This window comes from Mycobacterium sp. IDUB_39, assembly GCF_055419205.1.
Genome location: NZ_JBVAXF010000011.1, coordinates 34,522 through 46,939 on the forward strand (window position 1 = coordinate 34,522; position 12,418 = coordinate 46,939).

The following is a 12,418-nucleotide window of genomic DNA, read 5'->3' on the forward strand; positions in this document are numbered from 1 at the left end:
GCCGCTCATCCTCACGTCGACTCCTCCTCACCCGGGGTCACGATCATCGGCACCTGCAGGACCCGCAGGATTCTGGCGGCCGTGGAACCGATGAACAGGCGGCGGGGCGGGGCTAGCCTGCTGGAGCCGAGCATCAGCAGATCGCCGTCCTGCCAGTCGAGCTCCTCGACGGCGGCTTCGATCGTCGCGCCGTCGGCGACGACGGCTGTCACGTCGGCACCCTCCGGAAGGGCCGCCTGCACGGATTCGAGGGTGGCTTTGGCGTGTTCGCGGGCGGCCTCGAGACCCTGCTCGCCGTGTTTGTCCAGCGCGACGAGCGACACCAAGCGCAGCGGCGCGCCGGTCGCCCTGCTCACACCCACTGCCAGCTCGAGGAGTCGACGCGCGCCGGGACGATCACCGATGGCGCACGTGACGGCGCGGACGCGTTGTACGTCGGAGTTGCGGGTGCCTCGCGGAGCCACGGCCACTGGGACCGGGGCGAAGTGCAGCAGGTCGTCGACGAGTGTGCCGAGCGACAGGCTCCTGGCCAACCCGCCGCCCGATCCGCCGACCACGATGGCCTCGGCCTCGAGCCGAAGCGCCTCCGCGCTGAGTGCACCGGCGACCGATTCGTCGACGAGTATCGCGCCGTGAGCCGTAACGTCGTCGGGCACCAGACGCATTGCCTCGTCGAGCCACGCCGAACCCCGTTCGGCGAGGACGTCGTGGAACTTGCCTGACGTGACGCGCGGTGTCGTCACGTCGTCGGGGGCCAGGACTATTCGCAGTTCCAGCTCGGCGCCGAGGGTGCGGGCGAGCCGAACACCGAGTGAAACGGCGTCCGCGCCACCGGATGTCGCGAGATAGCCGACGACCAGCTTCATCGGGGCTCACCTGCCTTGCCGTGCTCGATGTGGGGGATCGGGGTGCCCTCCTCGGCGAGGGTCTCCTCCTCCATCTTCATGGTGAGAGGCTTGCGCAACCCGCGGGTGGCGTACACCAGCACGATGACGCCGACGGTGAACCAGATCGCGCCGTAGAGGAGCGCGTCGAAGTGCAGGTTGAGCCACAACACCACTGTCAGAGACATGCCGATGACCGGCAGCAGGATGTTCGTGAGGATCTCTTTAGGCGTGTTTCGCTTCTTCAGGCGGACGGCGTAGTACAGGAGCACGGTCAGGTTGACGACGGTGAATGCGATGAGGGCGCCGAAGTTGATCATCGCGGACACGAACTCGAGCGTGAAGTTGACCGCCAGCAGGGATACCGCGCCGACGATGAGCACCGCGTGCAACGGCGTCAAGAATCTCGGGTGGATGTAGGACAGGAATCGTGGGATCCGGCCCGTGCCGTTGCGCCCCATGACGTAGATCAGTCGAGAGACGCTGGCGTGCGAGGACAGGCTCGACGCGAACATCGCGGCGAGCGCGGCTGAGACGAACAGGATCTTGAAGAACTCGCCGCCGACCTTCAGCGCGAGTTCGGGGAGCGTGTCGTCGGTGACCTCGAAACCGTCGAGCGTGGGGAAGGCGGCCTGGGCGAACCATGCGCCGAGGAAGAAGATCGCGCCGCCGATCAGCAGCGCGAGCACGATCGCCTTCGGCACAGTGCTCGGCGACTTCGCCTCCTCGCTGTACATCGTGATCGCGTCGAATCCGATGAACGAGAAACACACCACCGTGGCGCCCGCCGCGACGGCGCCCATGTTCACGCCCGCGTGATAGAGCGGCTCGAGCGTGAATATCGTGCCCTGGCCCAAGCCGTTGCGGATCGAGTTGTACGCGAGCACGACGAACACCAGGATCAGCACGATCTGGAACACGACCAGCACGGCGTTGATGTTCGACGTGCCCTTGATGCTCCAGGCGTTGAGCGCGGTGACGATGCCGACATAGACGAGGACGAATATCCACGACGGAGCTTCGGGGAAGAACGACTCGAAGTAGATCCGGCCGATGACGGCGTTCACCATCGGCAGCAGCAGATAGTCGAGCAGCGACGACCAGCCGACGAGGAACCCGACGTTGGGGTGGATCACCTCCGAGGCGTAGGTGTACGCCGATCCCGCCGACGGATAGACACGCGTCATCCGGCCATAGCTGATCGCGGTGAAGATCATGGCGATCAGCGCGACGATGTAGGCGAGCGGGACCACACCGTCGGTCTCGCCCGAGACGATTCCGAACGTGTCGAACACGGTCATCGGGGTCATGTAGCCGAGACCGAGGCCGACGATCGCCCACAGGCCGAGCGAACGCCCGAGATGCGGAGTGCTGGATGGTTGCACGCGAGCGCCTTTCAGTCGACGGTTGTTCGGGTCAGACGGTGCGCCAGTGGGCGTCGTCGTGAACCCCGGACGATCACGCTATCCCTGAGAAGGCGACCGGCGCGGGGTATTAGTGAGCCCGCGGAAGCCCGAGTTGTGGTGTCCTCACGGCAAGTTCACAGCAGATTCGCAGCTAGGGGCTGGCTGCCCGGCCTAGAACGCCGGCGCGCCCGGGGGAGGTGGCTCCGGCGGGGGAGGCGGCGGGGGTGGGGGCGGCGGCGGAGCCATGCCGGGGATCGTTATCGGCGGCAGCCCGGGGATCAGGATGACGTTCTCAGGTGGCGGTGGTGGTTCCCCGGGTGGGGGTGGAGCGCCCGGAGGGGGAACGACGACAGGGGGCGGCACATAGCCGGTGCTGGTGTTGATCGTGATGATCGAGCCGGGGATGGTCCTGCCGCGTGGGGTCGTTCCGACCACGGCACCCTTCGAGGCGCTGTTGTTGACCGGTGTGGGTTGGTCGGCGACCTGGAACCCGGCGTCTTGCAGGCGTTTACGCGCCGCGTCGAGCTTCAGGCCGGTCACACTGGGCACCTCGCTGCCGGGGCCGCCGTCGACGTAGCGCGGATCGGTGGGCGGCATGACCACGGGCCCGAAGTCGTCGGCGATCGGATTCATCGCCCGATACCAGGTCAGCGCCGGCTCGGTACCTCCGTACAGATCGCCCTCACCGCACTTGCGTAGCGGGTACGAGCACAGACCTGACGGCGTGGGGGAGTCGTCGAAGATATAGTTCGCTGCGGCGTACTGGTTGGTGAAGCCGAGGAATCCCGAGGACCGATGCGACTCGGTGGTGCCGGTCTTGCCGGCCATCGGCAGCGTCCAGCCGACCGAACCCGCTGCACCGGTGGCGGTTCCACTCGTGTGATCCTTGCCCAGCGCGTTGGCCAGTGTGTTGGCAAGACCCTCGGGTACCGCTTGTTCGCACGGGACGGTTTCCACGCCGACCTCACGGCCATGGCGGTCGAAGACCTTGTCGATCGGTGTCGGTGGGCACCATGTGCCGCCCGAGGCCAGCGTCGCTCCGACATTGGACAGCTCGAGCGCATTGAGCTCGAGCGGACCGAGTGTGAAGGATCCGATGTTCTGCCGCTTGACGTAATCGGCGATGCTCTCGTCGGAGTCCGGGTTATAGGCGTGGGCGCTACCCGGTTCGGCGTAGGACCTCAACCCCAACCGGACCGCCATATCCACTGCGCGCGGCACCCCTATCTGGGAGATGAGTTTGGCGAATGCCGTGTTGGGGGATTGGGCCAGCGCGTCAGTGACACTCAACGGACTGGAGTACCCCCTGGCGTTTCTCACGCACCAGGTCTCCCGCGGACACCCGGGGGTCTCACTGCTGCCGAGGCCCTTGCCCTGAAATGTCGAGGGAACGTCGAGTTGAGCATTGATCCCCATCCCCATCTCGAGTGCGGCGGCAGTGGTGAAGATCTTGAATATCGACCCGGCACCGTCGCCGACCAGGGAGAAGGGTTGCGGTTGCACAGTCTGGTTGGCGTTGAGGTCGAGCCCGTACGTGCGGTTATCGGCCATCGCGATCACCCGGTGCGCGTCCTTGCCCGGCCTGATCACGCTCATCACACTCGCGACGCCGTCGGCGGTGGGGTCTGCCGCCCTGTCGACTGCCGATTTCACGCTGGCCTGCACCGTGGGGTCGAGGGTGGTGCGGATCAAGTAGCCGTTGCGCGCGACCTCCTCCATGCTCAGGCCCGCGCGCGCCAGGTAATCAAGGGCGTACTCGCAGAAGAACGCGTTGTCTCCCGCGCCTATGCAGCCCTGCGGCAACGGGTCGACCACTGGGAGCACTCCCAACGGCTGGGCCTTGGCGGAGCGGAGTTCGTCAGCCCTGTCGGGCAGATACTCGATCATGGTGTCGAGCACGGTGTTGCGTCGCTCCAGGGCACCGTCCGGGTTCGTGTACGGGTTGAGCATGCTGGTGGATCTGAGCAGGCCGGCGAGCAGTGCCGCCTGCTGCCAATTGAGCTGCCGGGCGTCGATGCCGAAGTAGGTGCGCGCGGCGTCCTGCACGCCGAAGGCGCCGTTGCCGAACGACACGAGGTTCAGGTAGCGCGCCAAGATCTCCCCCTTGGGGAGTTCCTTGTCCAAGGCAAGGGCTATCCGCATCTCGCGCAGCTTGCGTGCTGGGGTGATCTCCACGGCCGCCCGACGCTCGGCGTCTGTTTTCGCCTTGACCAGAAGGTTGTAGTTCTTCACGTACTGCTGCTCGATGGTCGATCCGCCACGCATCTGCTCGACGCCCCGCATGTAGCCGAAGAGTCCGTTCAGCGTCCCCTGCAGATCCACCCCGTTGTGTTCAACGAAGCGTTTGTCCTCGACCGATACGATCGCCAGCTTCATGGTGTCGGCGATCCGATCGCTTGGCACCACCCATCGTCGCTGCTCGTATAGCCAGGCAATCGGCTTGCCCGCGGCGTCGACCATGGTGGAGACGGTCGGGGCGTCGCCCTGCAGTACCTCCGACGAGTCCTGCGCCACGATGCTGGAAAGCCGCGACGTCAACATCCCGACGCCGCCGACGACGGGGAATAGCAATGCGGCCGTGAGAAATCCGGCCAGCACACAATGTGTGGCCAGTTTGGCAACCGTAGCCCCCCACCCCGGGCGCGGGTCGGACATGGCGTCAAGAGTAGGACCTTCGCGGGCCCGTGGTGTGGAGATCGCCCGCGTTTCATCAAGCGCGTTGGTGTCTCGGCGCGATCCTTCCCGATCTCGGCTGCTCCACTGACCCTTCAGAAGCCAGGGGGTGCAGTCGAATCACCGTGTATGGGAACCGCTTCCGCAGCGCAGAGTTACCTCAATTGCGCGAGGACGTCAACGATGGCAAAGGGCTGAAGTACTTTGCCGTTGACGAAGCGGAGGATGAAGACACCTCTTTGAACGCAGCGGGCCACCACAGGCGGTGCGTGAGGTCTAGAGACCGATCGCGATCGGCGTCGGCGGCGGACCGTCGGCCAGGATGGCACGCAGAAGAGTCGGCAAAGCCCTCGGCGAGAACAGCACACCCTGGGCCCGGGCGGTGTCGATCTCGGCCAGCGTCCACCAGCGTTGATCGAGGATCCCCTCCTCGGAGGGGTGGCCTGCCCTACCGGGAGCGACGCCGCTGGTCGGCTCGAAACTGTCGGCGTGGATGAGGAAGTAGTGGTTGGTGATGCCTGCGTAGCCGTCCTCGCGCATGCTGGGAAAGGCGACACTCTGGACCCACACGAGCCGGGGTGCATGAGCGGCGGTGATCACTAGGCCGGTCTCCTCGTGCAGTTCGCGGGTTAGTGCCTGCAGGTGGTTCTCGCCGGCCTCGACCCCGCCGCCGGGTCCGACCCACACAGTGAGTTCGTCGTCGATACGGTGCTGGGCGAGCAGGACTCGGTCGCCGTCGACCAGTAGACCGCGGCACGAACGACGGAACGGCAGGCCGGGCATGGGTCCACCATAATCCGAGGTACCGGCGAGAACCCGATCGACTAAGCGCTCACAGCGGCACCGAGCGGATCAGCTTGTGATTGATGAACTCTCGGATTCCGAGTGATCCCAGCTCACGGCCTGAACCCGAACGCTTCGTCCCGCCGAATGGCAGGTTCGCCGCATCGAGGCCGACGCCGTTGATGTAGACCATGCCGGTGTCGAGCGCGTCGGCAACTCTGCCCGCCTGCTCCGCGTCACCGGTGAAGACATACGACCCGAGCCCGTAGGGCGTGTCATTGGCGATCTGCACGGCGTCGTTCTCGTCGGCCGCGCGGTACACGATCGCGACGGGCCCGAAGAGCTCCTCGCGGTGCACGGGATTGCTCGCGGCGACGTCGGCCAGGACTCCGCACGAGTGGAAGGCGCCGTCGCGTGAACTCCTCAGCAGCGCTGTCGCGCCCGCCTCGATCGCCCGGTTCACCTGTGACTCAAGGATCTCAGCCGCGCGCACCGAGGACAGCGGTCCGATGGTCGTCTGCTCGTCCATGGGATCGCCCGGCGTCACAGCGGCGAGCTTATTGACGAAGCTCTCCACGAAGTCGTCGTACACGCTGTCGACGACGATGATGCGCTTGGCGCCGTTACACGACTGGCCGGTGTTGTCCAGGCGTGCCTCGACCGCCGCGTCGACCGCTGCCGGGAGGTTCGTGCCATCGAGCACCAGGAACGGATCGGAACCGCCGAGCTCCAGGACGACCTTCTTGACCGATCCGCCCGCGAGGCGCCCGACCACCGCGCCGGCACGTTCGGACCCGGTGAAGCTCACCCCGGCGATGCGTGGGTCCTCGATCACACCGGCGAGGTCGCTCTCCGAGGCCAGGATCCTGGCGAAGACGCCCTCGGGTGTCGCCGCCACGGCGAAGGCGTCGGCAATCCTGCGGGAGGACTCCAGACACTGTGGCGCGGGCTTGAGCAGCACGGTGTTTCCCACCGCAAGACTCGGCGCCGCGAACCTGGCCACCTGGTAGTAGGGAAAGTTCCACGGCATGATGCCGAGGACGACGCCGATGGCCTGCTTCCTGATGAGTGCGCTGCCGTCGCCGTCGGCGAGTTCGATCGGTTCATCGACCAACATGCTCTCAGCGTTGTCCGCGTAGTAGTCGTAGATGTCGGCGCTGAACTCCACCTCAGCTCGCGCTTGGGCGATCGGCTTACCCATCTCGCGGACCGCCGTCTCGGCGAGTTCATCCAGTCGGTCGCGGTGAAACTGCGCGACCTTGCGCAACGCCGCCGTCCGCTCGCTGACGGGGCGACTCGCCCAGGGCCTTTGTGCCGCATGCGCGGTGTAGACGGCGGCGTCGAGTTCGGCGGCGCTCGCGAACGGATGCGGGGCGCCCGCCTCGCCGGTGGCCGGATTCACGACCTGAAAGGGAACTGCTGAGGACATCGTCGATCTCCAGGGTTGGGAGTTGTGGATCTGGGACAGCGAGACCTCGGGCGTCAGCCCACGGGCTGTTCCTCGGTGGCCGCTCCGTCGTCGAGCTTGTCGTAGACGTCTGGGCGACGGGATCGGATGATCATCGCCCCGACAGCTCCGATCACGAATGACGCCAGCACGAAGCCCATGACGCCGTAGGCCTGGGCCTGGGTTCCGGTAAGCAGGCTGAAGTTGGTGACGACGAGCACCAGGATCACCCCGAGGCCCAGTGTGGACACGGCCGGCGCGATGACGGTGTGCCACATGCCCTTTCCGGTGTCGACCCGGCGGAAGAACACCAGCATCGCGACGCTCACCAACGTCATGAGGATGACGACACCCAACGACGATGCCGCGCCAGCCAGGGTGAACACCACGGTGACCGGATCGAGTCCCGCGGCGATCGCGGCGACCAGGCAGGCGGCGGCGAACGCCGACACCAGCAGCGACGCCCGCGACGGAGCGTGGTGCTTCGTGCTGACCTCGCCGAATGCTGCTGGGAGGACGTTCTTTTGGGCGAGCGCGAAGACGTACCGGGTCACGATGTTGTGAAACGACAGGGCGCAGGCGAAGAAACTGGTCACCAGCAACACGCGGGCGATATCGGCCAGGATGGCGCCTGCGACACTCCCCATCAGGTTGAGCACGACGTTCTCCGGGTCGTCGGCTGAGGCCGCAACCACGGTGTCGACGCCCACGCCGGCGACGACACACCACGCGGAGACCGCCGAGAACAGGCCGATGACGATGACGGCGACATAGGTTGCCCGCGGGATGGTGCGATCCGGGTCGCGCGCCTCGTTGCGAAACACCGCCGTCGCCTCGAAGCCGATGAAGCTGTAGAACGCGAACATCACACCGAGGGCCGGGACGCCCGCCCCGAGGGTGCTCAGCGGCACGGAGAGCGATGAGCCAGCACTGCCGCTGTGGACGAACACCCCGATGTTCATCGCCACCACCACGATGATCTCGAGAACGAGCGCGATGACGAGAACCTTGGAACTGAGCTCGATGTCGCGGTAGCCGAGGAGCGCGACGAGCGCGAGAAGCCCCAGTGAGAACACCCACCACGGAATGCCGGTGGACAACAGGTTCTCTGTCGCCACCCCGAAGTACGCAGTGACGCCTATGAGCAACATCGAGTAGGAGCAGACCGCGACCGCGGCCGCCCCCGTCCCGGTGATGCGTCCAAGACCGGCCTGGATGTACGAGTAGAACGCGCCTGCATTGGGAACGTAGCGGCTCATCAGCGTGAACCCGACCGAGAACACCCCCAGCAGGATGGTGCACACGAGGAAGTAATACGGTGCGCCACCGTTACCGCTCTGGGCGATCAGGACCGGCAGGTTGGCGGCGACCACGGCCAGCGGCGCAGCCGCCGCGACCACCATGAAGACGATCGAGGGAACACCCAGGTTGCGGCTGAGCAGGGAGAGCGGTGCGGTGCCTTTCGGCGTGCCGGCCTCGGCGATCGGAGCTGAAGAGTTCGGACTGTCCATCGTGCATGTTCCTTAGCGGGTCGGTCGGATCAGTGCTGATCTGGGATGAGCAGGGTGCGCAGTGCGGCGCCGGTGGCGAGTTCCTCCAGTGCGGCCGCGGCGTCCTCCAACGGGCGCCGCGCAGTGACCAGTTCGTCGATCTTGAGGTCGCCCGCCATGTAGCGATCCACGAGTTCCGGGAAGTCGATGGCCGGGCGGACGCTGCCGTAGTTTGAGCCGAGGATCCGCTGGTCGGCCTCCGCCAGCACCAGGGGCTCAAACGACGCTGTGGCGCCAGCCTCTGGAAGCCCGACGACGACGGCGGCCCCGCCAAGACCGAGCATGCGGATGGCCTGCTCGGTGGTGGTCGTCTTACCGATGGCGTCGAAGACGTAGTCGGCCCCATCCGGGAGGATCTCGCGAAGCGCCGCAACGGGATCGACCGTGGATGCGTCGATCTCGTCGGTGGCCCCGAGGGTGAGAGCCAGTTGCGTCTTGGAAGGCTGGACGTCGATGGCGACGATTCGGCTCGCACCGGCCATGCGCGCCCCCTGCACGACGGACAGACCCACCCCACCGCACCCGATGACAGCGACGGTTGCGTCCTTCTCGACCTGTGCGGTGTTGGTCACGGCGCCGACGCCGGTGGCGATCGCACAGCCGATGAGACAGATGACGTCCAGGGGCGCATCCTTGCGCACGCGAATGGCACCGCTGGCGGGCACGATCGCCTCCTCGGCGAACGAGGACACCCCCTGGTAGTGGAAGATCGACTCGCCGTTGTGGCGAATCCGCGAGGTGCCGTCTTGGAGAACGCCGCCGGGGGCGACGAGATTCATCGCCACGGAGCACCGGGCCACGTGGCCTGACTTGCAGTACCGACACTCGTTGCACGGCGCCACCCACGACAGCACCACGTGGTCGCCGACGGCGAGGTCCGTGACACCCGCGCCCAGTTCGGTCACCGTGCCACTGCCCTCGTGGCCCAGGACCATTGGCACCGGAAGTGGCCACTCATTGCGAATGATGTGCAAGTCGGAGTGACAGACGCCGGTCGCGGCGATCTTGACCCTGACCTCACCGGGGCCGGGCTTGTCGAGATCCACATCCGCCATCTCGACGTCGCCGAACTTGCCTGAGAACAACACTGCGCGCACTACTTCTCCTCGGTTTTGGGGGGATTTGATTTCACGTCAACGACTTGCTCTGGCCTCGGCGGTCAACACGGCATCCAGAGTCGCCAGCAGGTGATCGGCGTGTTCAATCTGGAATGGGAGCGGGGGCCGGATCTTCAGGATGTTCTCCGAGCGTCCGGTCGCGCTGATGAGAATTCGGCGTTCCCGCAGCTCGTTGACGATGTTCGAGGCGGCGGGGGCGTTCGGCGCGCGGCTCTGTGGGTCGGTGATGAACTCGGCGGCGATGAACAATCCACTGCCGCGGACATCGCCCAGAATGGTGTGGCGCTCGGCGAGCTCGGTCAAACCGGCGAGCAACCGCTGACCAACGGTGTGCGCATGGGCGATCAGGTCGTCGGCCTCGATGACGTCGAGGACCGCCGCGGCCGCGGCGATGCTGACCGGGTTACCCCCGAAGGTGTTGAAGTAGCGGATGTCTCGGCCGAAGCGGTTCATCACATCGTCCGTTCCGATCACAGCGGCGATGGGGATGCCGTTGCCCATCGGCTTGCCGAGGACCACCAGGTCCGGCTCCAGCCCGTGGCGGGAGAACCCCCACCACCCGGTGCCGAGCCGCCCGAATCCTGACTGCACCTCGTCGGCGATCCACAGTCCGCCCGCGTCGCGTACGGCTCTCGCGGCAGGTGCCAGGAACCCGGCGGGGTCGCACTGCAATCCGTCGCTGGACAGCACCGAGTCAACGATCATGCCGGCCAGGCCGACACCACGTTCCTCAAGCGTTGTGATCGCGGCCTTGACGCGCTCGGCGAATGCCGCCCCGGCGAGGTCTGGGCTCTCCCGATAGAGATCTGGAGCGTCAACGAGCACGACGTTGGGTCCGATCTCATTGTTCGGCCCCAGGCTTGGAGAGATTTGCGCGGCTGCCGCCGTCGTGCCGTGATACGCGTGCGAGGTGCAGATGATGCCTTGAGCGCCAGTCTGATACCGCGCGATCCGCAGCGCTAGGTCGACGGCCTCACTGCCGGTGCAGGTGTAGGTGACCTTGGACAGCGGGCGCGGGAAGAGCGCAAGCAGTCGCTCCGAGTATGCGATGAGAGGTTCCGTCAGGTACCGCGTGTGGGTGTTGAACGCACCGAGTTGCTCGCTGACGGCCTGCTGAACATGGGGATGACTGTGGCCGACCACCGGCACGTTGTTGTAGGCGTCGAGGTACTCGTTGCCGTCGGAGTCATAGAGCCAAACACCCTCGGCCCGTGCGATGTTGACGGGTCGCCGGTAGAACAGCCGGTAGCTGGGCGCCAAGACCGCTGCGCGTCGTCGGTTGAGGAGCTTGCCGGGTTCGTCGAGCACATCCTCGTCGCCACCAAAGGCATTGGCCATGTACGTCGGTTGCGAACTCACTGTTGCTGCACCTTCTCTGAAGTCGACAGTCCGCATACGGCATTCAGGTGCGCCCGGGCGTCGTCGGGATGGATGGCGAGGACCAGTTGAAGCGTTGGCAGTGTGTGACGCATCCGCATGCTGCCGTACGCAGTCGGGTTCGTGCGCCCACGGGTTGTCCAGGTCAGCGCCTGAACGCACAACCGCGCCACCGCCATCGGGTAGATCACGGCGAGCTCGTCCTCGGTCAGCGGGTTAACTCCGTGATAGCCGGCCACGACATGTCCCAGGGCGGTCAGCGGTGCGTCCTTGCGCAGCATCGCGTATGCGCCCGCGATCGCGACCTCGGCGACTCTGACACTGAACAGTGCGTCGTTGAAGTCCAGCACGCCCGCGATGGCCTGGTCGCCGCCGTCGCGAGTCTCGACCAGAACGTTGTTGTCGTTGAGGTCTTGGTGCACCACCGATGGTGGCAGTGTCGACAGGAGCGGCTCGATCTCGTCGAACCACTGCAGAACGGTGTGGATGTATGGCTCTTCCGCGAGGTAGGGATCGGCGTCGATGCACTCTTGAATGGCCGCGCGGGACCGCGTGATGTCCCAGTGATGCGTTGTGGGCAGATCTGCTGGCGGAAACCCGTTGAGTGCGTTGGTGACTCGCGCGGCGGTGGCGCCCAGCTCGGTCAGCAGAGCGTCGGAGTGATCGTCCACCCTCGCCAACTCGGTTCCATGCACCCAGTTGAGGACGGAGAGTCGACCATAGGCAGGACCTGCGTCGACGACGGTGCTGCGCGCACCGCTGACGTTGGGAACGACTGTCGGAACCGCGACCGCCAGGTCCTGGTCGGCGACGTGGGCCAGGATGTCGTCCTGCCACTTCTTGTCGGTGCGGGATTCCCGGCGGACCTGGAGCTTCGCGAGGTAGAGGTCGCCGGTGGTGGTGGACACCCGGTAGTTGCGATCGAGTTCGCCGCCGAGGAAGGCCAGTTTGACGGCCGAGATCCCGTAACACCCACTGAGGCGCTCTGTGAGAGCTGACACCCAGGCGTCGTCTGTGACGGGCGGTTCAGCTGGCGTGTGGGGCATCAAACTTCCTTCCGCTGCTCGGGTGACAGGTTCTCGAGCAGCCGTTGCGGTGTGGGGCACCACACATTCAAGAAGGTCAAAACGTCCTGGTCAATGCCCGGTACGGCGCCAGAAATCCGCCTACACTGTGCATA

Annotated in this window: 9 protein-coding genes; all 9 read right to left on the reverse strand. The window is 65.8% G+C overall.

The genetic code is table 11. From position 1 onward, the window contains the following. Positions 1-11 precede the first annotated feature (11 nt). Entirely contained in the window at positions 12-866 is an 855-nt protein-coding gene (locus tag ACZY0X_RS29030; RefSeq protein WP_463775340.1) for a universal stress protein, read from the reverse strand. After that, positions 863-2,269, reverse strand: coding sequence for an APC family permease (locus ACZY0X_RS29035; RefSeq protein WP_463775342.1), 1,407 nt, complete (start codon positions 2,267-2,269; stop codon positions 863-865). The genes ACZY0X_RS29030 and ACZY0X_RS29035 overlap by 4 nt, the downstream gene beginning before the upstream one ends. 192 nt (positions 2,270-2,461) lie before the next feature. Beyond that, positions 2,462-4,945, reverse strand: coding sequence for a transglycosylase/D,D-transpeptidase PonA2 (ponA2, locus tag ACZY0X_RS29040; RefSeq protein WP_463775343.1), 2,484 nt, complete (start codon positions 4,943-4,945; stop codon positions 2,462-2,464). 294 nt (positions 4,946-5,239) lie between these two features. After that, entirely contained in the window at positions 5,240-5,746 is a 507-nt protein-coding gene (locus ACZY0X_RS29045; protein ID WP_463775345.1) for an NUDIX domain-containing protein, read from the reverse strand. A gap of 49 nt (positions 5,747-5,795) precedes the next feature. Next, complete coding sequence (locus ACZY0X_RS29050; protein ID WP_463775346.1) at positions 5,796-7,175, reverse strand: NAD-dependent succinate-semialdehyde dehydrogenase; 1,380 nt, start codon at positions 7,173-7,175, stop codon at positions 5,796-5,798. Between the two features lie 53 nt (positions 7,176-7,228). Further along, positions 7,229-8,704: an APC family permease gene (locus ACZY0X_RS29055; protein ID WP_463775348.1), complete on the reverse strand. Its 1,476-nt coding sequence runs from the start codon at positions 8,702-8,704 to the stop codon at positions 7,229-7,231. A 29-nt stretch (positions 8,705-8,733) separates the two neighbouring features. After that, entirely contained in the window at positions 8,734-9,840 is a 1,107-nt protein-coding gene (locus tag ACZY0X_RS29060) for an alcohol dehydrogenase catalytic domain-containing protein (RefSeq protein ID WP_463775349.1), read from the reverse strand. 36 nt (positions 9,841-9,876) lie between these two features. Next, complete coding sequence (locus ACZY0X_RS29065) at positions 9,877-11,199, reverse strand: aspartate aminotransferase family protein (RefSeq protein ID WP_463775459.1); 1,323 nt, start codon at positions 11,197-11,199, stop codon at positions 9,877-9,879. Between the two features lie 17 nt (positions 11,200-11,216). Beyond that, positions 11,217-12,284 carry a phosphotransferase gene (locus tag ACZY0X_RS29070; RefSeq protein ID WP_463775350.1) on the reverse strand — a complete coding sequence of 356 codons (1,068 nt, stop codon included), beginning with the start codon at positions 12,282-12,284 and terminating at the stop codon, positions 11,217-11,219. Between the last annotated feature and the right edge of the window lie 134 nt (positions 12,285-12,418).